General features: G+C 69.9%; 17 protein-coding genes. 7 read left to right on the top strand and 10 right to left on the bottom strand.

Going from position 1 to position 20,020, the window contains the following annotated elements:
- Positions 1 to 517: 517 nt before the first annotated feature.
- The 3 genes from ACKI2N_RS25470 (at position 518) to ACKI2N_RS25460 (ending at position 4,036) form a co-directional block, all read left to right on the top strand.
- A complete protein-coding gene (locus ACKI2N_RS25470; RefSeq protein WP_420991581.1) occupies positions 518 to 1,486 on the top strand; it encodes an aliphatic sulfonate ABC transporter substrate-binding protein in 969 nt (322 codons plus the stop codon).
- Positions 1,487 to 1,687: 201 nt separating this feature from the next.
- Positions 1,688 to 2,962, top strand: coding sequence for an O-acetylhomoserine aminocarboxypropyltransferase/cysteine synthase family protein (locus ACKI2N_RS25465; protein WP_020203456.1), 1,275 nt, complete (start codon positions 1,688 to 1,690; stop codon positions 2,960 to 2,962).
- 261 nt (positions 2,963 to 3,223) lie between these two features.
- Complete coding sequence (locus tag ACKI2N_RS25460; protein ID WP_420991580.1) at positions 3,224 to 4,036, top strand: MetQ/NlpA family ABC transporter substrate-binding protein; 813 nt, start codon at positions 3,224 to 3,226, stop codon at positions 4,034 to 4,036.
- Between the two features lie 182 nt (positions 4,037 to 4,218).
- Here the strand turns inward: ACKI2N_RS25460 and ACKI2N_RS25455 are convergent, their stop codons facing one another.
- From ACKI2N_RS25455 to ACKI2N_RS25445, 3 genes are read right to left on the bottom strand one after another with little or no spacing between them, the layout of a single operon-like run.
- Positions 4,219 to 5,712, bottom strand: a complete 1,494-nt coding sequence (locus tag ACKI2N_RS25455; RefSeq protein WP_420991579.1) for an efflux transporter outer membrane subunit — start codon at positions 5,710 to 5,712, stop codon at positions 4,219 to 4,221.
- A complete protein-coding gene (locus ACKI2N_RS25450; RefSeq protein ID WP_420991578.1) occupies positions 5,709 to 6,962 on the bottom strand; it encodes an efflux RND transporter periplasmic adaptor subunit in 1,254 nt (417 codons plus the stop codon). Before ACKI2N_RS25450 ends, ACKI2N_RS25455 begins: the two co-directional genes overlap by 4 nt.
- 4 nt (positions 6,963 to 6,966) lie before the next feature.
- Positions 6,967 to 10,206, bottom strand: coding sequence for an efflux RND transporter permease subunit (locus tag ACKI2N_RS25445; protein WP_420991577.1), 3,240 nt, complete (start codon positions 10,204 to 10,206; stop codon positions 6,967 to 6,969).
- Positions 10,207 to 10,586: 380 nt separating this feature from the next.
- Here ACKI2N_RS25445 and ACKI2N_RS25440 point away from each other — a divergent pair, with 380 nt between their 5' ends.
- Positions 10,587 to 11,567 carry an aliphatic sulfonate ABC transporter substrate-binding protein gene (locus ACKI2N_RS25440; protein ID WP_420991576.1) on the top strand — a complete coding sequence of 327 codons (981 nt, stop codon included), beginning with the start codon at positions 10,587 to 10,589 and terminating at the stop codon, positions 11,565 to 11,567.
- Between the two features lie 32 nt (positions 11,568 to 11,599).
- On the opposite strand, the gene ACKI2N_RS25435 is transcribed toward ACKI2N_RS25440, so the two are convergent.
- Positions 11,600 to 12,427, bottom strand: coding sequence for an SDR family NAD(P)-dependent oxidoreductase (locus ACKI2N_RS25435; RefSeq protein ID WP_420991575.1), 828 nt, complete (start codon positions 12,425 to 12,427; stop codon positions 11,600 to 11,602).
- Between the two features lie 99 nt (positions 12,428 to 12,526).
- On the opposite strand from ACKI2N_RS25435, the gene ACKI2N_RS25430 reads away from it, so the two are divergent.
- On the top strand, positions 12,527 to 13,519 hold the full coding sequence (locus ACKI2N_RS25430; protein WP_420991574.1) for a GlxA family transcriptional regulator: 993 nt from the start codon (positions 12,527 to 12,529) through the stop codon (positions 13,517 to 13,519).
- Between the two features lie 17 nt (positions 13,520 to 13,536).
- Here ACKI2N_RS25430 and pip read toward each other — a convergent pair whose 3' ends face one another.
- Positions 13,537 to 14,496, bottom strand: coding sequence for a prolyl aminopeptidase (pip, locus tag ACKI2N_RS25425; RefSeq protein ID WP_420991573.1), 960 nt, complete (start codon positions 14,494 to 14,496; stop codon positions 13,537 to 13,539).
- Between the two features lie 89 nt (positions 14,497 to 14,585).
- Positions 14,586 to 14,777: a 2-hydroxymuconate tautomerase gene (locus tag ACKI2N_RS25420; RefSeq protein ID WP_420991572.1), complete on the bottom strand. Its 192-nt coding sequence runs from the start codon at positions 14,775 to 14,777 to the stop codon at positions 14,586 to 14,588.
- A gap of 227 nt (positions 14,778 to 15,004) precedes the next feature.
- Between ACKI2N_RS25420 and ACKI2N_RS25415 the strand changes: the two genes are divergently transcribed.
- A complete protein-coding gene (locus ACKI2N_RS25415) occupies positions 15,005 to 15,964 on the top strand; it encodes a patatin-like phospholipase family protein (RefSeq protein ID WP_420991571.1) in 960 nt (319 codons plus the stop codon).
- Positions 15,965 to 16,044: 80 nt separating this feature from the next.
- Positions 16,045 to 17,262 (top strand): CaiB/BaiF CoA transferase family protein, encoded by a 1,218-nt coding sequence (locus ACKI2N_RS25410; protein WP_420991570.1) that lies wholly within the window; start codon positions 16,045 to 16,047, stop codon positions 17,260 to 17,262.
- A gap of 46 nt (positions 17,263 to 17,308) precedes the next feature.
- Here the strand turns inward: ACKI2N_RS25410 and ACKI2N_RS25405 are convergent, their stop codons facing one another.
- The 4 genes from ACKI2N_RS25405 to ACKI2N_RS25390 all read right to left on the bottom strand — a co-directional run bounded on the left by ACKI2N_RS25405 (position 17,309) and on the right by ACKI2N_RS25390 (position 20,015).
- Positions 17,309 to 17,593, bottom strand: coding sequence for a hypothetical protein (locus tag ACKI2N_RS25405; RefSeq protein ID WP_420991569.1), 285 nt, complete (start codon positions 17,591 to 17,593; stop codon positions 17,309 to 17,311).
- A 202-nt stretch (positions 17,594 to 17,795) separates the two neighbouring features.
- Positions 17,796 to 18,494 (bottom strand): SDR family NAD(P)-dependent oxidoreductase, encoded by a 699-nt coding sequence (locus ACKI2N_RS25400; RefSeq protein WP_420991568.1) that lies wholly within the window; start codon positions 18,492 to 18,494, stop codon positions 17,796 to 17,798.
- Positions 18,495 to 18,583: 89 nt separating this feature from the next.
- Positions 18,584 to 19,300 carry an ABC transporter ATP-binding protein gene (locus tag ACKI2N_RS25395; protein ID WP_420991567.1) on the bottom strand — a complete coding sequence of 239 codons (717 nt, stop codon included), beginning with the start codon at positions 19,298 to 19,300 and terminating at the stop codon, positions 18,584 to 18,586.
- Positions 19,281 to 20,015 carry an ABC transporter ATP-binding protein gene (locus ACKI2N_RS25390; RefSeq protein WP_420991566.1) on the bottom strand — a complete coding sequence of 245 codons (735 nt, stop codon included), beginning with the start codon at positions 20,013 to 20,015 and terminating at the stop codon, positions 19,281 to 19,283. Before ACKI2N_RS25390 ends, ACKI2N_RS25395 begins: the two co-directional genes overlap by 20 nt.
- Positions 20,016 to 20,020 lie beyond the last annotated feature (5 nt).

Here is a 20,020-nt window from a genome sequence, read left to right as displayed (position 1 = left end):
AGGGTGGCTCGGTCCTTGCGGGACGGAGCGTTGTGGGACTGCGGCGGTCCACACAGGAGGATGCTGCGGTGGCGATGCTCGACACGCCTGCCTGTGCGGCAAACGTGGTTTCTTGATGAGGATCGGGGTACGTCAGACATCGTGGCGCGAATCTACCGCATCGCAACAACGAGGGTAAACCCGGAACCAGAAACACACTGTCCGATAAACCGGACAATGCACCATCTCGCGCGATCGTGCGGCGAACGGTGCGCTTGTTCAGAAAGTTCTGTAGTGCGGCAAGGTGTCGCAGGGTGCGCACCCTTGAAAGCGCTTGCACAAATCGCAACGCGCGCATGGCGCGCGCCGCGCCCCGCGCCATGCCGCCTCCCGGCGGCGGGCAGACCCGGTCTGACCGCCGCCGGCCCGGTCGGTTCTATTCAAATGCAATAAGCTTCCTTCCCCTGCCAGCGCGATTTCGCAACCATAGGGCCGGACCGGATCCTCCCGCTCCCCGCCACCCTCCCGGAGAAATCGCATGACCCTGCTGCGCAACTGGCCCCGCCGCCTTGGCCTTGCCCTGTCCATCGCCACCCTTGCGTGGTCCGCCTGCGCCACGGCCGCCGACCAGGCCGTGCGGGTGGGCTACCAGAAGGCCGGCCTGCTCGCCGTGCTCAAGGCCCAGGGCTCGCTCGAGAAGAAACTCGCGCCGCTGGGCTTCAAGGTCGAGTGGAAGGAATTCCCGGCCGGCCCGCAACTGCTGGAGGCGCTCAATGCCGGCAGCATCGACTTCGGCTACACCGGCGCGCCGCCGGCCGTGTTCGCCCAGGCCGCGCGCGCCAGCTTCGTCTACGTGGGGGCCGAGCCCGGCGGCAAGACCAACGAGGCGCTGTTCGTGCTGGACAAGTCCCCGGTGCACACGGTGGCCGACCTCAAGGGCAAGCGCGTGGCGCTGCAGAAGGGGTCCAGCTCCAACTACCTGCTGGTGCAGCTGCTCAAGAAGAACGGCCTGAGCCTGCAGGACATCCAGCCGATCTACCTGCCGCCGGCCGATGCCCGCGCCGCCTTCGAAAGCGGCAGCGTGGACGCCTGGGTGGTGTGGGACCCTTACTACGCGCTGGCGCAGAAGGCGCTCAAGGTGCGCACCATCGCCGACTACGAAGGCGTGCCCTCGCCGTTCAACTTCTACGAAGCCGCCGGCGGCTTCGTCAAGGCACACCCGCAGGTCATCAACGCCGTGCTCGAACAGCTGCGCGCCAGCGGCCTGTGGGTGGTGAAGAACCCCGGCGAGACCGCCGCCCTGCTTGCGCCGGCCATCGGCCTCGACGTGCAGGTGGTGGAAGCCTGGCTCAAGCGCGTGCCCTACGGCGCCACCCCGGTGACGCCGGAGGTGGTGGCCACGCAGCAGCAGGTGGCCGACCTGTTCCACCAGCAAAAGCTGATTCCGGCCCCCATCCAGGTCAAGGACAACGTCTGGCAGGCCAGCTTCCCGCTCGCCAGCCAGTGATCCCGGCGCGGGCCGGCAGCGCGGACAGCGGAAAGGCGGCGCAGAAGCGACCCGCAAACGACGCACAAGCGGCGCGGCCCGGTGCGAGGCCGGTGCGATCACCGGCCGCCACCGTGGCGGGCGCCCGCCCGCGCTGCTACCATGCCCGCTCCCTGCCGGCTTCCCGACACACATAAATCCAATAGCGACACCAGCGACACCATGAAACTCGAGACGATTGCAGTCCACGGCGGCTACTCCCCGGACCCCACCACCCGCGCGGTGGCGGTGCCGATCTACCAGACGGTGGCCTACGCCTTCGACAACGCGCAGCACGGCGCCGACCTGTTCGACCTCAAGGTGCCCGGCAATATCTACAGCCGCATCATGAATCCGACCAACGACGTGCTCGAGCAGCGCCTGGCCGCGCTCGAAGGCGGCGTGGGCGCGCTGGCGCTGGCGTCCGGCATGGCGGCCATCACCTACGCCATCCAGACCATCGCCGAAGCCGGCGACAACATCGTCTCGGCCAGCCAGCTCTACGGCGGCACCTACAACCTGTTCGCCCACACGCTGCCGCTGTCCGGCATCGAGACGCGCTTCGCCGACGGCCGCAACCCGGCCGCCTTCGGCGACCTGATCGACGAGCGCACCAAGGCCATCTTCGTCGAATCGGTCGGCAACCCGCTCGGCAATATCGTCGACATCGCCGCCATCGCCAAGGTCGCGCACAGCCACGGCATCCCGCTGATCGTCGACAACACCGTGCCCTCGCCCTACCTGTGCCGGCCGTTCGAGCACGGCGCGGACATCGTCGTGCATTCGCTCACCAAGTACCTGGGCGGCCACGGCAACAGCGTGGGCGGCGCCATCGTCGACAGCGGCAAGTTCCCGTGGGCCGAGCACAAGGCCCGCTTCCGGCGCCTCAACGAACCCGACGTGTCCTACCACGGCGTGGTCTATACCGAAGCGCTCGGCCCGGCCGCCTACATCGGCCGCGCGCGCGTGGTGCCGCTGCGCAATACCGGCGCGGCGCTGTCGCCGTTCAATGCCTTCCTGATCCTGCAAGGCATCGAAACCCTGGCCCTGCGACTGGACCGCATCACCGAGAACGCGCTGGCCGTGGCGCGCCATCTCAAGGCCAGCCCCAAGGTCGAATGGGTCAACTTCGCCGGCCTGCCCGAGCATCCGGACCACGCCCTGGTGCAGCGCTACCTCGGCGGCCGCGGCCCCGGCATCCTCTCGTTCGGCCTCAAGAGCGGCGGCCGCGAGGCCGGCGCGCGCTTCCTCGACGCGCTGCAGCTGTTCACGCGCCTGGTCAATATCGGCGACGCCAAGTCGTTGGCCACGCACCCGGCCTCCACCACCCACCGCCAGCTCGACGCCGCCGAACTGAAGGCCGCCGGCGTCAGCGAGGACATGGTGCGCCTGTCGATCGGCATCGAGCATATCGACGACCTGCTGGAAGACCTGGACCGGGCGCTGGCGGCGGCCTGAGGCCGGCGCCGCCTGCCCTGCCGTTTCCCGCCCGCCGGTTTTCTGCCCTCTCCCGCTTGCGGGAGAGGGACGGTGAGAGGGCCGGGGAGAGGGAAAGCGCATCAAATGCCACACCGCCGATCCGGGCTCCTTATTCGCCTGCGTTATATACCCATGCATATTTACTCGTTCCTTGCGCATAGCTAGCCCCCTACAATGGCTCCCTCGCCCGATGCGGCAACCGCGCGGGCACGCCACACACCAACGACACGGGGAGCTTTGATGAAAATGGGTTTCGGGATTCGACTGATTGCCGCGGTGCTTGCGCTCGGCGTGATCCAGACGGCCGGCGCGGCCGATCCGGACAAGAAGGAAATCCGCTTCGGCGCCACCGCCGGCCCGTACTCGGACCAGATCCGCTACGGCATCAAGCCGCTGCTGGAAAAGAAGGGCTACAAGGTCACCATCGTCGAGTTCAGCGATTACGTGCAGCCCAACCTGGCGCTGGCCGACGGCGCCATCGACGCCAATGCCTTCCAGCACGTGGCCTACCTGAAGAAGTTCGCCGGCGACCGCAACCTGCAACTGTCGGAAGTGCTGCAGGTGCCCACCGCGCCGATCGGCATCTACAGCCGCAAGCACAAGACCCTGGCCGAAGTGAAGCCGGGCGCCACCGTCTCGCTGCCCAACGATCCGTCCAACCTGGCGCGCGCCATCGCGATCCTGCAGCAGATCGGCTGGGTCACGCTCAAGCCCGGCACCGACCCGATCCGCGCCAGCGAGCGCGATATCGAGACCAACCCGCACAAGCTCAAGCTGATCCAGCTCGAAGCCGCGCAACTGCCGCGCTCGCTCGACGACGTGGACTACGCCTTCGTCAATGGCAACTTCGCGCTGTCTTCCGGCCTGAAGCTGACCGAGGCGCTGTCGCTGGAGAAGATTCCCGACTACTACATGAACCTGGTGGCCGTGCGCACCGCCGACCTCGGCAAGCCGTTCGTCAAGGACATCCGCGACGCCTACCAGTCGCCGGAATTCAAGGCGACCACGCAGCAGCGTTTCGCGGGCTTCCTGCCGCCGGCATACCAGCGCTGAGGCAGCGCCCGCGGCCCTTGGGGGCCGTGGAAGCAAAAAGCGCCCGGCCTGGTCCGGGCGCTTTTTTTGCCGGCGAGTTGCCGGCGAGTTGCCGGCGTCAACGATGACGACAAATCACCGCATGCAGCAAAACGCCCAGGCAAGCCCGGGCGTTTTCTCGTCTGCCGCCGAAGCGTGGCTGCCTACTTCGCCACCACCTGCCCCATCCCCTTCTTCCCGCCGTCGGCCAGCGTCGAAGCGCCGCCCCAGTCGCCGCCCAGCGCCTTGACCAGGAACACCGCGGTCAGCATCTGCTGGCCGCGCAACTGCGCCGCCGTGCGCTCGGCGCCGAGCAGGCCCTGCTGGGCGGTGATCACGTCCAGGTAGGCGGTGGCGCCGCCTTCGTAGCGGGCCGTGGCCATGTCGAGCACCTGGCGCGCGCTGCCCACGGCCCGCTGCTGCTGGTCGTTGGCGCGCGACAGCGCGGCCAGCCCGGTGATGCCGTCTTCCACTTCCTGCATCGCGGTCAGCACCACGCGGCGGTAGTTGGCCACGGTGCCGTCATAGCCGGCCTGCGCGAACGCCAGGTTGGCGCGCAGCTTGCCGCCGTCGAACAGGGTCACCGCCGCCGTGGCGCCGACCGACCAGACCAGGCTGGGCAGGTCGAACAGCGAGCCGAACGAGCCGCTTTCGCCGCCGAGCGCCGCGCCGAGTATCACGCTGGGATAGAAGGCGGACTTGGCCACGCCGATCTGCGCGTTGGCGGCGGCCATGGCGCGCTCGGCCGAGGCCACGTCGGGCCGGCGCTCCAGCACGTCGGACGGCACGCCGAGCGGCACCGCGGGGGGCACCAGCTCGGCTACCTCGGGGGCCAGCGCGAACAGCGGCGCCGCGGTGCCGGTAAGCGTGGCGATGGCGTGCTCGAACTGGCTGCGCTGCTTGGCAAGCACGTCCACCTGGGTGAGCGTGGCATCGAGCAGGGCCTGCTGCTGCGCCAGGTCCAGCCCGGAAGCGGCGCCGAGATCGTGGCGCGCGCTGACCAGCTCGAGCGCGCGGCGCTGCAGTCCGATCGAGCGGCGCAGCACGTCGAGCTCGATGTCGAGCGCGCGCAAGTTGTAATAGTTGGCGGCCAGATCGGTGGTCAGCAGCAGCCGCACGTTCTCGAAATCGGCCTGCGACTGCTGCGCCGACGCCTCGGCGCTCTCGATGGTGCGCCGCACGCGGCCGGCCAGGTCCAGCTCGTAGCCCACCGTGAAGGTCGGCGCGAGGTCGTTCTGCACCGTCCCGAAATTCGGCGCCGCGTAGTTGGTCAGCGGCCGGTTGGCGGAAATGGCCCCGCGCTGGGCGCGCGCGTTGACGCCGATCTGCGGGAACAGCCCGGCATTGGCCGCGTTGGCCTGCGCACGGGCCTGCGCCAGGCGGGCATTGGCCACGGCCAGCGTGGGGTTGGCCGCCAGCGCCTGCTGCTCGAGCGCGTTGAGGCGGGCATCGTCGAAGCGTTCCCACCAGGTGCCCTTGGCGACGCTGTCGCCGGGGGTGCTTTCGCGCCACGGCGGCTCGACCTTCCACGCCACCGGCAGGTCGGAATCCGGCTTGCGGTAGTCCGGGCCGGCCGCGCAGCCGCCCAGCAGAAGCGCCAGGGCAAGGGCCGAGGCAAGCGCCGGCACCGGGACCGGCAACGCACGCCGCAGCCTCATCGCCTGGCCTCCGCCGGCGCGGCGCCCTGCCCGCCATTGGCGCCCGCGTTCTGCGCCAGGGGCGCCATCACCACGCGGTCGCCGTTGGCGATCGAGTCCGACGGATTGAGCACCAGCCGGTCCTGCAGGCCGAGGCCATCCAGCACTTCCACGGTGGTGCCGTAATAGCGGCCCAGGCTGACCGGGCGCAGCGTCACCTTGCCCTGCGCATCCACCACCGCCACGCGCGTGCCTTCGCCGCGGAACAGCAGCGCATTGCTCGGCGCCAGCAGCGCCTGCGCGTTCTTCAGCGGCAGCGAGACGGTGACGTACGCGCCGGGCAGCAGCGCGCCTTCGCGGTTGGGCAGGTTGACCTCGACCTGCATGGTGCGGGTCGTGGTATCGATCGAGGCGGCGGTGCGCGCCACCTCGCCCTTGAAAGCCTGGCCGCGCAGCTCGGGCTGCGTCACCACCACTTCCTGGCCGGGCTTGACGAGGTTGGCGTAGCTCTGCGGCACGTTGACATAGACGCGCAGCGGATCGGTCTGGGAGAGCAGGAACAGCTGGCGGTTGCCGTCGATCAGGTCGCCCACGTCCACGCTGCGGCGCGTGATGATGCCGGAAAACGGCGCCACCACGCGCTTGAAGGCTTCGAGCTGGCGCAGGCGCTGCACATTGGCATCGGCCGCGGCCACGTTGGCCGCGCCCTGCGTCACCGCGCTGCGGCGTTCGTCCAGTTCCTGCTGCGAGACCACGTCCTTCTTGCGCAGCCCTTCCCAGCGCTCCACCGTGCTGCGCGCCAGCGCCAGGCTGGAGGCGGCCTGCTCGCGCGCGGCGATGGCCTGGCTGAGCTGCTGGTCGATTTCCGGCGTCTCGATCTCGGCCAGCAGCTCGCCCTTCTCCACGCGCGCGCCGATGTCCTTGGTCCAGCGCTTCACGTAGCCGTTGGCGCGCGCGGCGATGGGCGCCTGCACATAGCCCTGCAGCGTGCCCGGCAGCGCCAGCGACTGGCTGCTGCCGGTCTGCGGCAGCGCCGTCTGCACGTATTGCGTGGCGCGCTCCTCGGTGCCGGTCTTGAGCGCCTTGGCGTCGGCGTAGCGGCTGATCATGGTGCGGCCCGCGCCCAGCACCAGCAGCGCCAGCACCACCAGCGCGGCGATGCGCGTGCGCCGCGCCACCTCGCGCCGCTTGAGCTGCTCGTGCGGGTCCTGCCCGCCGGCTTCGTCGTCAGCCAGGTGCAGACCCAGCTCTGCATGGCGTTGTTCGGTCATCGCTTCAACCCTCTTGATGTGTGGGAGCCAGCGGCGGATGCGCCGTGCCACCGTGCGGCTTGCGGCCAGCCAGCCAGCGGTGCACGGCGGCGAACACCACCGGCACGAAGAACAGCGTCGACACGGTGGCGAACAGCAGCCCGCCGATCACCGCGCGGCCCAGCGGCGCATTCTGCTCGGCGCCTTCGCCCAGGCCCAGCGCCATCGGGATCATGCCGATGATCATGGCCAGCGCGGTCATCAGCACCGGGCGGATGCGGGTGGCGCCCGCCTCGAGCGCGGCCGCCAGCGGCGGCACGCCCTCCTCCAGGCGCTGCCGCGCGAACGACACCAGCAAGATACTGTTGGCGGTGGCCACGCCCATGGTCATGATCGCCCCGGTCAGCGCCGGCACGCTCAGCGTGGTGCCGGTGATGAACAGCATCCACGCGATGCCGGCCAGCGCCGCGGGCAGCGCGGCGATGATGACCGCCGCGTCGATCCACGACTGGAAGTTCACCACCACCAGCAGGTACACCAGCACGATCGCCATCGCCAGCCCGACGCCCAGGCCGATGAACGACGACTGCATGGTCTGCACCTGCCCGCGCACCACGAGCTGCGAGCCGCGCGGCAGCTTGCCCTGCATCTCGTCGACCAGCTTCTGCACCTTGCCCGCCACGCTGGCCAGATCGGTGCCCTGCACGCTGACGTAGATGTCGATGGCCGGCAGGATGTTGTAGCGCGACGCCACCGCTGGCTGGCGCGCGGTCGAGGCCTGCACCAGGTTGCCCAGCAGTTGCGATCCGCTCGGGGCGGCCGCCGCCGCGGGGCCGGCGGCGTTCGGGACATTGGCGGCACTGGCGGCGCCGGCCACCGGCAGGTTGAGCAGCGTGTCGAGCGAATCGATCTTGTACTGCGGCGTCTGCACCGCCACGCTGTAGACGATGCCGTTGTTCGGATTGAGCCAGAACGCCGGCGAGGTCTGCGAGCTGCCCGACAGCGAGATCAGCACGTTCTGCCCGACGTTCTGCGCCGACAGCCCGAGCTGCTGCAGCCGGGTGCGGTCCATGTCGAGGTTGATCGCCGGATAGTCGTTGCGCTGGTGCACGTGCGCGTCGACCGCGCCGGGAATCTGGCGGATCCGCTTGACCAGCTCGCCGGCGAGCTGCGCGTTGCCCTGCAGGTCGTTGCCGGTGAACTGCACGTCGATCGCCGCCGGCAGGCCGAAGTTCAGGATCTGCGTGACGATGTCGGCCGGCTGGAAGAAGAACTCCACGCCCGGGAAGCGCTTGGGCAGCTCGGCGCGCAGCCGCGAGATGAACTCCTCGGTGGGCCGGTGGCCCTCGCGCAGCGACATCAGGATCTCGCCGTCGAGCGTGCCGATGGTGCCGGCGTTGCTGTAGGAGAGGTTGATGCCGCTGTTGGGCACGCCCAGGTTGTCGAGGATGGTTTCCAGCTGGTCGGGCGGGATCATCTCGCGGATGGCCGCCTCCACCTGGTCGGCCACGCGCGCGGTTTCCTCGATGCGGGTGCCGGTCGGCGTGCGCATGTGCAGGCGGATCTGGCCGGCGTCCACGGTGGGAAAGAAGTCGCGCCCGAGGAACGGAATCAGCGCGCACGACAGCACGCAGAAGCCGAGGAACACCGTGGCGAAGCGCTTGCGGTTGGCCAGCTGCGCCGACAGCGCCAGCGTGTAGACGCGCCGCACGTGCTCGAAGCGGCGGTCGAAGCCGCGGTACAGCCGCTGCAGCAGGCTCGGCTTGCCGCCGTCGGGCGGCGCGTGCGCGCCGCCCATGAGCAGCATCACCAGCGTCGGCACCAGCGTGCGCGAGAGGATGTAGGAGGCCGCCATCGCGAACACCACCGCCTCGGCCAGCGGCACGAACAGGAAGCGCGCCACGCCCTCGAGGAAGAACATCGGCACGAACACGATGCAGATGCACAGCGTGGACACGAACGCGGCCACGCCGATCTCGCCGGCGCCGGCGTCGATCGCCTCCAGCAGCGGCTTGCCCAGGTGCATGTGCCGCTCGATGTTCTCGATGGTGACGATGGCCTGGTCCACCAGGATACCCACCGAGAGCGCCAGGCCCCCCAGCGTCATCAGGTTCAGGGTCTCGCCGAACGCGTGCAGCATCAGCACCGACGCCAGGATCGACAGCGGGATGGTCAGCCCGATGATCAGCGTGCTGCGCCAGTTGCCCAGGAACAGCAGCACCATCGCGGCGGTCAGGCCGGCGGCGATCAGCGCCTCGAACACCACGCCCTTGACCGCGGCCTTGACGAACACCGACTGGTCGAACAGCGGCGTGACCTTCACGTCGGACGGCATGATCTGCTGCGCGCGCGGCAGCATCGCGCGCAGGTTCTTGACGATGTCCAGCGTGGACGCGTCGCCGTTCTTCAGCAGCGACAGCAGCACGCCGCGCTGGCCGTCCTGGCGCACGATGTTGGTCTGCGGCGAGAAGCCGTCGCGCACGTAGGCCACGTCGCGCAGGTAGGTGGTGTTGTTGCCGATGGTGCGCACCGGCAGGTCGTTGAGCCCGGCGATCGCGTCGGGCGAACCGTTCATCTTGATGTTGAACTCGGTCTCGCCGAGCTTGGCGGTGCCCGACGGCAGGATCAGGTTCTGCAGGTTGACCGCGTTGACCACGTCGGCCGGCGCGAGGCCGCGCGCCTGCAGCGCCTGCATGTCCAGGTCCACCGACACCAGCCGGCTCTTGCCGCCGTAGGGGAACGGCACCGCCACGCCGGGGATGGTGATGAGCTGCGGGCGCAGCAGGTTGACCGCGGCGTCGAACAGCGACTGCTCGGGCAGCGTGGGGCTGGACAGGCTGAGCTGCACCACCGGGATGCTGGAGGCCGAGTACTTGATCACCAGCGGCGGCGTGATGCCGGGCGGCAGCTGCCGCAGCTGCGACTGCTCCACCGCCACCACCTGCGCGATCGCGGTCTGGATGTTGGCGGTGGGCTGGAAGAAGATCTTGATGATCGCCACCCCGTTGAGCGAGGTCGACTCGATGTGCTCGATGTCGGAGACGGTGGTGGTCAGGCTGCGCTCGTTCTGCGCCGAGATGCGCTGGCCCATCTCCTGCGGCGACAGGCCGTTGTAGTTCCAGATGATGCTGATGACCGGGATGTTGATCTCGGGGAAGATGTCGGTCGGCATCTTCAGCAGCGCGAAGGGTGTGGCGAGCACGATCAGCATCGCCATCACGATAAAAGTGTACGGGCGACGCAGCGCCAGCTGGACCATGGACACGGGGCGGGTCTCTTGTGGAAAGGACAGCGGGATTCCTGCAGGACGTCGACGCTGCCACCGGACCAAGGCGCGCTGGCGGCATGCCGGACGCGGAGCTTGCGCCCCGCCCTTGACATGCGCCGTACCGTCGACGGTGAAAGAATATAGCACGCCAATTTGCATTCGGCGGCACTCCGTGGGGCAAACTCGCAAGCGGCATGCCAGGGTGTTGCGCGCAGTGCAAATACATTCACGCAGACATTTATCCGGCGCCAGAATGCATGGACATTAGCCCGCACCGGGCCGGCCAAACGCATAAGCATGTGCGGCATTCTTCGTTCCCTGGCGGCCCGCGCTCGCCTACCCTGCTGCGCTTGTGCACAGACAACGCAGGAACGGCAATGACGCATGCATTCGACAAAGGCCGCCGCATGGCGGTGAACGCCGTGCTGGCGGCGGGCGCCGCCGCCACGCTCGGCACGGCGCTGCCGGCGCGCGCGCAGGCGCAGAAGCACACGCTGCGCATCGGCTACCAGAAATCGTCCACGCTGATGATCCTGCTGAAATCGCGCGAGACGCTGGAAAAGGCGCTGGCGCCGCTCGGCGCCTCGGTGCAGTGGTACGAGTTCACCTCCGGGCTGCCCCTGCTGGAGTCGCTCAACATCGGCAACCTGGACCTGAGCGCCGACGTGGCCGACGCCGTGCCGCCGTTCGCGCTTGCCGCCGGCGCCAACCTCACCTACTACGCCATCGAGACACCCTCGCCGGAAGCGCAGGCCATCGTGGTGCGCCAGGATTCGCCGATCCGGGAAATCGCCCAGCTGAAGGGACAGCGCGTGGCCTTCGCCAAGGGCGCCGGCGCGCACTACCTGCTGCTCGAGGCGCTGGCCGGCGCGGGCCTGACCATCCGCGACATCGAGCCGGCCTACCTGAGCCCGGCCGACGCGCGCGCGGCCTTCGAGCGCGGCAGCGTGGCCGCCTGGGTGATCTGGGACCCGTTCCTGGCCGCCGTGCAGCGCCAGGCCAACGCGCGCATCCTGCGCGACGGCAAGGGCCTGTCGAGCTACCGGCGCTTCTACCTGGCCGCCACGCCGTACGCGCAGAAGCACGCCGACGTGCTGGCGGTGGTCTACGACGAACTGCGCCGCGCCGGCGAGTGGATCAAGCAGAACCCGGCCGCCGCCGCGCAGTGGCATGCGCCGCTCATCGGGCTGGACGTGCCCACCGTGGAAGCGGCCAACCGCCGCCGCACCTACCAGGTGCAGACCGTCGACGCCGCCTCGCTGGAAGAGCAGCAGCGCATCGCCGACGCCTTTACCAGCCAGAAGATCCTGCCGAAGAAGGTGGTGGTGGCGGACTCCCCGGTGTGGAAGCGGGCCTGAGGGCCTGAGCCCCGCGCCTCAATCCCGCCGCCTCAGGCCGCCGCCCCCACCTTGAAGCGCGCCGCCGGCTCGCGCCGCGACAGATTGGGCCCCAGCGCCGCGCGCGCGGCCTCGAAGGCCTGCCAGTCGGCGGCCTCCGGCAGCGACGGAATCGTGACCACTTCGCCCTGGTCGAAGCCGGACAAGGCCGCGTCGACCATGTCCTCGGCGCTCATCACCCAGGCTTCGGGCAGGTTCTCCACCGGCTGGCCGGCCACTTCCCAGAAGTCCGTGCGCGTGGCGCCCGGCAGCACCGCCTGCACCCGCACGCCCTTGGCGGCCAGCTCGTGCTGGAGCGACTGCGTGAAGGCCAGCACGAAGGCTTTCGAGCCGCCGTACACGCCGTTGAGCACTTCCGGCGCCACCGCCACGATGGAGGCGATGTTGACGATGGTGCCGGTGCCGCGCGCCACGAAAGCCGGCGCCACGGCATAGGTCAGGCGCGTGAGCGCGGTCACGTTGAGCGCGATCATGGCTTCCATCTTGTCGACGTCCGACTGCAGCAGCGGGGCCGCCGCGCCGATGCCGGCGTTGTTGACCAGCATGGTGATGCTGGCGTCGTCGCGCAGCAGGGTTTCCAGCCGGCGCACGTCGGCGTCCTTGCCCAGGTCGGCCACCACCACTTCGACCGAACGGCCGGTCTCGGTGGTCAGGCGCCCGGCCAGTGTGTCGAGCCGCTCGCGGTTGCGCGCCACCAGGATCAGGTCGTAGCCGCGCCGGGCGAGCCGGTCGGCATAGATCGCGCCGATGCCGGAAGAGGCGCCGGTGATGAGGGCCGTGCCCCGGTGGGACTGGTCTGCGGTGTGCTGCGTGGTTGCCATGATGCTCTCCGTTATTGCTGCCGGCCCGATTGCCGGCAATCACGGAAGCAAGATTAGGCGTATAGTCCGATGGCACCAATGTCATAGATGCCACCTTTTATGCCATCAGCCATCCTTGCGGCCGGACGCGCCCCGCTGCGCACCGGCATCGTCGTCTACCCCGGCTTCCAGGCCATGAACCTGGCCGTCACCACGGTGCTGGAATTCGCCAGCATCACCGCCGGCCGCCAGCTCTACGACGTGGTGCTGCTGTCCGAGCACGGCGGCCCGGTGCTCACCTCGGGCGGCTTTTCCGTCACCACGATGCCGCTCGACGACCAGCCGTTCGACACCGTGCTGGTGGTCGGCGACAACGATGTCCTGCCCACGCCACCGGGGCTGGCCGCCTTCCTGCGGCGAGCGGCGCCGTCCGCGCGGCGCGTCGGCGCCACCTGCACGGGCGCCTTCAACCTGGCCGAGGCCGGCCTGCTCGACGGCCGCCGCGCCACCACCCACTGGTACTACGCCGCGCGCTTTCGCCGCGCCTATCCCAAGGTGAAGATGGAGGAGGACCGCATCTTCATCATCGATGGCCCGGTCTGGACCTCGGCCGGCATGAGCGCCTGCATCGACCTGGCGCTGGCGCTGGTGGAAAAGGACGCCGGCGCCGAGATCGCGCGCCAGGTGGCGCGCAAGCTGGTGGTCTACCACCGCCGCGCGGGCGGCCAGTCGCAGTTCTCCGCGCTGCTCGAGCTGCAGCCCAGGTCCGACCGCATCCAGTCCGCGCTGGACTTCGCGCGGCGGAACCTGCATGAGGAATTGTCGGTGGAGCAACTGGCGCAGGCCGCGCATCTCAGCCCGCGCCAGTTCAGCCGGGCCTTCCGCGAGGAAACCGGGCAGACCCCGGCCAAGGCGGTGGAGCATCTGCGCATCGAGGCCGCGCGGCTGATGATGGAGTCGGGCCGCCACCCGATCGACGTGGTGGCGCGCGACACCGGCTTCGGCGACCGCGAGCGCATGCGGCGCGCGTTCCTGCGCGCGTTCGGCCAGCCGCCGCAGGCCATCCGGCGCATGAGCCGGGCGGAAGCGGAAGCCGAAGCCGCAGCAGCCTGAGCGCCCGGCCGGCGGCGCTACCCGCGGCTGGCGGCGAAGCGGTCGGTGGCGGCCACCAGCTGGTCGAGGATGCCCGGCTCGGACCACGCGTGCCCGGCCCCTTCGATCAGGTGGAAATCGGCCGCGGGCCAGGCCCGGTGCAGCGCGTAGGCATGGCGCGCCGGGCAAGGCATGTCGTAGCGGCCATGCACGATCACGCCGGGAATGCCGGCCAGCCGGTGCGCGTCGCGCAGCAGCTGCCCCTCCTCCAGCCAGCCGCCATGCACGAAGTAATGCGTCTCGATGCGGGCGAACGCCAGCGCGAAATGCCCGTCGCCATGCGAGGCGGAGAACGCCGGGTCCGGCAGCAGCGTGATGGTCTCGCCCTCCCACAGGCTCCACGCCTTGGCGGCCTCGACCTGCTTGGCGCGGTCGCTGCCGGTCAGCAGCCTGCGGTACGCGCCCAGCATGTCGCCGCGCTCGGCCTCGGGCACCAGCGCCTGGAAACGCTCCCATTTCTCCGGGAACATCTCGGACACGCCGAACTGGTAATACCAGTTCAGCTCCGCCTTGCTGAGCGTGTAGATCCCGCGCAGCACCAGTTCGCTGACCCGCTCGGGGTGGCGCTGCGCATAGGCCAGCGCCAGCGTGGATCCCCACGAGCCGCCGAACACCAGCCAGCGCTGCGCGCCGGCCAGGCGGCGCAGCCGCTCGATGTCCTCGACCAGGTGCCAGGTGGTGTTGGCCTCCAGCCCCGCGTGCGGGGTCGAGCGGCCGCAGCCGCGCTGGTCGAACAGCAGCACGTCGTAGCGCGCGGGATCGAACAGCCGGCGGTGCTCGGCCGAGATGCCGCCGCCGGGCCCGCCGTGCAGGAACACGGCGGGCTTGCCGCCCGGCGTGCCGACCCGCTCGTAGTAGATGACGTGGCCGTCGCCGACGTCGAGCGTGCCGCTCTCATAGGGTTCGATCGGGGGATAGAGCGTGCGCAGTGCGGTCATGTCGGTTCCGGGAAGGCCGGGAGGGCGGGAAGGCTGGTGGACGCTGGTGGACGGAAGGCGCAGCGATTGTAAAGTAAACCGCCCGCCGCTCAGCGGCCCAGTTCCTTCGCCGTCTTGCCGGCAATGCCGAACTGCGTCTTCGGCACCTCGGTGATCATCACGCGCACGGTCTCGATCGGCGCCCCGATCGATTCCACCGCGGCGTCGGTGAGCGCGCTGATAAGGCGCGCCTTCTGTTCGTCGGTCCGGCCTTCGATGAGGAAAACCTGCATGATGGGCATCGCGTTGCTCCAGTCTGGTTGGATTCGGGGTTCGGTTGAACCTGTGCATTGTATTGGGGGACGGGCTTGCCTGCCGGGGCCGGAAAAACCAGGCGCGCCGGTGCTTTTTCTGGCACTGTGTGCACACCTGTGCCATTGGCGCCGCGCGGCCTGTCAAGCCGGCCGGATGTCGCCTATGCTGTCCTTGACAGGATTTCCCATACCGTTGTTGCCCTGCACCACGAACCATGGAAAAAACCGCATTCGTCTTCGCCGGCGGCGGCAGCCTCGGCGCCATCGAGGCTGGCATGCTGCGCGAGCTGGTCGCCTGGGGCATCAAGCCCGACATGGTCATCGGCGCCTCCGCCGGCGCCATCAACGGCGCCTACTACGCCTGCAACCCCCACGCGGCGGGCACCACCAAGCTCGAATCGCTGTGGCGCGGGCTGCGCCGCGCCGAGGTGATGCCGTGGTCGTGGCGCAGCCTGTTCGGCATGCTGCGCGGCCAGCGCGGTCACCTGGTGGAATCGCACGCGCTGCAGCGCCTGCTCTCGCACCACTTCGGCGACATGCCGATGGAAAGGGCCGAGCTGCCGCTGTACGTGGTCGCCACCGACATGCAGAACGGCTCGGAGGTGGTGCTGTCCTCCGGCAGCCTGGTGCAGGCGGTGCTGGCCAGCGCCGCCATCCCCGGCGTGTTCCCCCCGGTGAGGCTCGGCGGGCGCACGCTGATCGACGGCGGGGTGGCCAACAATACGCCGGTCTCCACGGCCATCCGCCTGGGCGCCACGCGCGTGGTGGTGCTGCCGGCCGGCTTCGCCTGCGCGGCCCGGCGCGAGCCGCGCGGCCCCATCGACCATGCCTTCAACGCGCTGTCGCTGCTGGTGGCGCGCCAGCTGGTGCAGGACCTGGAGCGCTGGGCCGGGCACGCGCACATCTCGGTGGTGCCGCCGCTGTGCCCGCTCGACGTCTCGCCGTACGACTACACCCAGTGCGGCACGCTGATCGACCGCGCGGCCGCCGCCACGCTGGCCTGGCTCAACGCCGACGGCCTCAGCAGCCGGCACATCCCGGGCGCGCTGACCCCGCATTCGCACGACGAGGCCAATCCGAGCTGCGACTTCGATCCCCGCCAGGCGCCGGTCATGCATGTGCACGAGGCCGCTCCCGGGCACGCGCCCCACTCGCACGCTTCCGCCCCGCCGTAATCCGGCTTTGGCATTGGTGAATTGCCTGAACGCGGGATCCGGCCAATGATGCCGGATCTCTTTTTTTGGGCGGCATGCACATGAGCGCAATCCTGGAAGGCATCAAGGTACTCGACCTGACGCGCGTGGTGGCCGGTCCCTGGGCCACGCAGAACCTGGCCGACATGGGCGCCACCGTCTACAAGATAGAGAAGCCCGGCGACGGCGACGACACCCGCAAGATGGGCCCCTTCCTGACCGACGCCCAGGGCAACCTCACCAACGACTCCGCCTTCTTCCTCGCCAGCAACCGCGGCAAGCAGTCCCTGACCATCGACATCGCCAGCCCCGCGGGCGCCGAGCTGGTGCGCCGGCTGGCCGCGCGCTGCGACGTGGTGGTGGAGAACTACAAGGCCGGCAGCCTGAAGAAATACGGGCTCGACTACGAATCCATCCGCGCGCTGCGCCCCGACGTGATCTATTGCTCGGTCACCGGCTTCGGCCCGGACGGCCCCTACAGCGCGCGCCCGGCCTACGACTTCATCCTGCAGGGCATGGCCGGCCTGATGAGCACCTGCGGCCAGCCCGACGGCAGCCCCGGCGGCGCGCCCATGCGCACCGCCATCCCGATCACCGACATCCTCACCGGCATGTACGCCTCGGTGGCGCTGCTCGGCGCGCTCTACCACCGCCAGGCCACCGGCGCAGGCCAGTACATCGACGCGGCCATGATCGATGCCTCGGTGGCCGCCAACGGGCACCTCGCGCTCGGCTACCAGATGACCGGCCAGCTGCCGCGCCGCGCCGGCAACACCAACCCGGTGGCGGCGCCCTCCGAGGTCTTCGCCTGCCGCGACGGCCACCTGATCGTGGCCGCCGGCAACAACGGCCAGTTCGCCGCGCTGTGCAAGCTGCTGGGCTGCCCCGAGGTCGCCGCCGATGCGCGCTTCGCGCAGAACGTGGGCCGCGTGGCCAACCGCGACGCGCTGCGCGAGCTGATCGGCGCGCGCATCGCCGGCTGGCGCAGCGCCGAGCTGCTGGAGACGCTGGAGCGCTGCGGCGTGCCGGGCGGGCCGATCAACGACCTGGACGAGGTATTCGAAGACGCGCAGGTCCGGCACCGCGAGCTGCTGATGCACCTGCCGCACGGGCGCGGCGTGACCGCGCCCAGCCTGCGCAGCCCGCTGCGCTTCTCGGCCACGCCGGTGACGATGAAAGCGCCGCCGATGCTGGGCGAGCATACCGACCGCGCGCTGCGCGCGGAGCTGGGGCTGAGCGAAACCGAGGTGGCGGGACTGAGGGAAAAAGGGATCCTGTAGCTGGCCGGGCGCCGCCCCCGCGGCGGGGGGCGGCGCCCGGCGTGGCTCAGGCGCGCGCGCCGTCGGTGTACGCATCGCGCTGGCGCGCCGGCGGCGCGGACGGGCCGCTGCGGTCCATGCCGGCCACGAGCGCGCCGTCCAGGTACGGATCGATGCGGCCGCGGGCGCCGTCGGTGTACGCATCGCGCTGGCCCGTGCGGGCAAGGGTGCCATGCACGGCGGTGTTGCGCGCGGCGTTGTCGACCACGCCGTCCACGTTGGCGCCGTGCGCCGAGGCGGCGACAAAGGCGGTGGCGAGGCTGGCGGCGGTGAGGAAGGTCTTGGCGTTCATGCTGGTTCTCCGTGATGTTGCGGCGTGGGGCATCCGCGACGCGGAGGCCCGGCGCGGCGCCCGGGATGGGGCCGGCGCTACGCTACGGAGCGGAGTATGGGCGGCCCGGGCCAGACGAAAAACAGCCCCGCGGACACAAGACACTTGAATCCGCGGCAACAATCGGGCCGCTTGGGGCGGCTTGGGGCGGCTCCGGACTGCCTCAGGCGATGCCGAAGCCGCCGTCCACCGGCAGGATCACCCCGGTCACGTAGCCGGCGTCCTCCGAGCACAGGAAGCGCACCACGCGCGCCACGTCGCGCGGCGCGCCCCAGCGGCGCATCGGCAGGCGCGCCATGATGGCGGCGCTGCGCTCGGGATTGTCCAGCGCGCCGGCCGACAGGCGCGTGCGGATCCAGCCCGGCGCCACCGCATTGACGCGCACGCCGTGCGGCGCCAGCGCCGCGGCGTAGGAGCGCGTCAGGCCGAGGATGCCGGCCTTGCTGGCGGCATAGGCCGGGTTGTTGGCCGAGCCGAAGTAGCTCCACATCGAGGCGATATTGACCACCGAGCCGCGCGCGCGCACCAGCCGTTCCTGCAGCACGCTGGTCAGGATCTGCGAGCCGTTCAGGTTCACGTCGACCACCGCGCGGAAGCCCTCGGGCGTGAACTCGCGGCCTTCGTGGCGGATGATGCCGGCCGCGTTCACCAGCACCGCCACCGTCTCCAGGTCAGCCGTCGCGGCGCGCGCGGCCTCGGCCGAGGTCACGTCGAGCTGGCGGAATGCCAGCCCGTCCGGCAGGTCCGCGTCGGCGTCCATGCCGAGGCAGACCACGCGCATGCCCGCCGCGTGCAGTTCCTCGGCGATGGCGCGGCCGATGCCCGTGCCGCCGCCCGTCACCACTGCTACACCTTGTTCCATCTTTCCTGACTCCTGTGGTTTTTATGTCGGTTCTTGCATCGGTTCTTGGGCCGGTTCTTGGGCCCGTTCCCGATCCGGCGGCCAGCACGCTAGACGCCGAGATAGGTTGCCCGCAGATGCGGATTGGCCAGCAGTTCCCTGCCCGTGCCGGCCAGCGCGATCGCGCCGCTCTCGATCACGTAGCCGTAGTCCGCCATGTCCAGCACCTGGTTGACGTTCTGCTCGATGACCAGGATGGCGAGGTCGCGCTCCTTGAGGCGGCGGATGCTGTCGAACAGCCGGTCGACCATGATCGGCGCCAGCCCCAGCGACGGCTCGTCGAGCGCCAGCACGCGCGGCATCGCCATCAGCGCGCGCCCGACCGCGAGCATCTGCTGCTGCCCGCCCGACAAGGTGGAGGCCGCCAGCTTCTGGCGCTCCTCCAGGATCGGGAACAGCTCGAACACTTCGCGCAGGGTCTGTGCGCGGCGCGCCCGCGCGCGCGGGTTGCTGGCGCCGACCAGCAGGTTCTCGAGGATCGACATGCCGAGGAACAGCTGCTTGCCCTCGGGCGACTGCACGAAGCCTTCCAGCACCACCTCGTGCGGGGCGAGTCCGTCGATGTCCTTGCCGTTCAGGCGCACCGTGCCGCGCTTGCGGCGCAGCAGGCCCGAGACCGTGCGCAGGAAGGTGGTCTTGCCGGCGCCGTTGGCGCCGATCAGCGCCGTGATCGAGCGCGGCGCGAGCGACAGGCTCACGCCGCGCAGGATCTGCTGCTCGCCGTAGCCCGACCAGATATCGCTGACTTCAAGCACTGGCGCCGACATAGCCGTCTCCAAAATAAGCCTTGAGCACCTGGGGCATCTTCACCACCTCGGCCGGCACGCCGTCGGCGATCAGCCGGCCCTGCTCCATCACGATCACGCGGTCCGACAAACCCATGATCACCTTCATCACGTGCTCGACGATCAGCACCGTGATGCCGCGGTCGCGCACCTTGCGCACCAGCTCCACCATCTCGCCCGCCTCGCTCGGCGTGGCGCCGGCCACCACCTCGTCCATCAGCAGCAGGCGCGGCTGGGTGGCCAACGCGCGGCCCAGCTCGAGCTTGCGCTTGTCGAACGCGGTGAGGTCGTTGGCATCGGTGTCGGCGCGCTGGGCCAGGCCCAGGAACTCCAGGCAGGCGTAGGCTTCGTCGCGCACGCGGGCGCGCCCGGCGCCGCGCGCGAAGCCGCCGACCATGACGTTCTCCAGCGCGCTCAGTCCGCCGAACGGCTTGGACAGCTGGAACGTGCGGGCGATGCCGCTGGCGCAGATCTGGTACGGCTCGCAGCCGCGGATCTGCTTGCCGCCGAACAGGATCTCGCCCTCGTCGGCCTTGATGAAGCCGGCGATCAGGTTGAAGGCGGTGGTCTTGCCGGCGCCGTTCGGGCCCAGCAGGCCCAGGATCTCGCCGCGGCGCACGGCAAACGAGAGGCGGTCGACCGCCTGCAGGCCGCCGAAACGCTTGGAGATGGATTTCACTTCGAGCAGGTTGTCCATGGCGT

It is taken from the genome of Cupriavidus sp. 30B13, from assembly GCF_049059565.2.
GTDB lineage: Bacteria > Pseudomonadota > Gammaproteobacteria > Burkholderiales > Burkholderiaceae > Cupriavidus.
Note: the sequence above shows the minus strand (reverse complement) of the source record. Positions and strands in the feature narration are given on the sequence as shown.

What these genes read in the sequence shown, in the direction of transcription:
- ACKI2N_RS25405 (WP_420991569.1), bottom strand. Translation starts at nt 17,593, where the DNA reads ATGAACGCCAAGACCTTCCTCACCGCCGCCAGCCTCGCCACCGCCTTT.
- ACKI2N_RS25455 (WP_420991579.1), bottom strand. Translation starts at nt 5,712, where the DNA reads ATGAGGCTGCGGCGTGCGTTGCCGGTCCCGGTGCCGGCGCTTGCCTCG.
- pip (WP_420991573.1), bottom strand. Translation starts at nt 14,496, where the DNA reads ATGACCGCACTGCGCACGCTCTATCCCCCGATCGAACCCTATGAGAGC.
- ACKI2N_RS25440 (WP_420991576.1), top strand. Translation starts at nt 10,587, where the DNA reads ATGACGCATGCATTCGACAAAGGCCGCCGCATGGCGGTGAACGCCGTG.
- ACKI2N_RS25410 (WP_420991570.1), top strand. Translation starts at nt 16,045, where the DNA reads ATGAGCGCAATCCTGGAAGGCATCAAGGTACTCGACCTGACGCGCGTG.
- ACKI2N_RS25450 (WP_420991578.1), bottom strand. Translation starts at nt 6,962, where the DNA reads ATGACCGAACAACGCCATGCAGAGCTGGGTCTGCACCTGGCTGACGAC.
- ACKI2N_RS25435 (WP_420991575.1), bottom strand. Translation starts at nt 12,427, where the DNA reads ATGGCAACCACGCAGCACACCGCAGACCAGTCCCACCGGGGCACGGCC.
- ACKI2N_RS25430 (WP_420991574.1), top strand. Translation starts at nt 12,527, where the DNA reads ATGCCATCAGCCATCCTTGCGGCCGGACGCGCCCCGCTGCGCACCGGC.
- ACKI2N_RS25460 (WP_420991580.1), top strand. Translation starts at nt 3,224, where the DNA reads ATGAAAATGGGTTTCGGGATTCGACTGATTGCCGCGGTGCTTGCGCTC.
- ACKI2N_RS25465 (WP_020203456.1), top strand. Translation starts at nt 1,688, where the DNA reads ATGAAACTCGAGACGATTGCAGTCCACGGCGGCTACTCCCCGGACCCC.
- ACKI2N_RS25420 (WP_420991572.1), bottom strand. Translation starts at nt 14,777, where the DNA reads ATGCCCATCATGCAGGTTTTCCTCATCGAAGGCCGGACCGACGAACAG.
- ACKI2N_RS25470 (WP_420991581.1), top strand. Translation starts at nt 518, where the DNA reads ATGACCCTGCTGCGCAACTGGCCCCGCCGCCTTGGCCTTGCCCTGTCC.
- ACKI2N_RS25415 (WP_420991571.1), top strand. Translation starts at nt 15,005, where the DNA reads ATGGAAAAAACCGCATTCGTCTTCGCCGGCGGCGGCAGCCTCGGCGCC.
- ACKI2N_RS25390 (WP_420991566.1), bottom strand. Translation starts at nt 20,015, where the DNA reads ATGGACAACCTGCTCGAAGTGAAATCCATCTCCAAGCGTTTCGGCGGC.
- ACKI2N_RS25395 (WP_420991567.1), bottom strand. Translation starts at nt 19,300, where the DNA reads ATGTCGGCGCCAGTGCTTGAAGTCAGCGATATCTGGTCGGGCTACGGC.
- ACKI2N_RS25400 (WP_420991568.1), bottom strand. Translation starts at nt 18,494, where the DNA reads ATGGAACAAGGTGTAGCAGTGGTGACGGGCGGCGGCACGGGCATCGGC.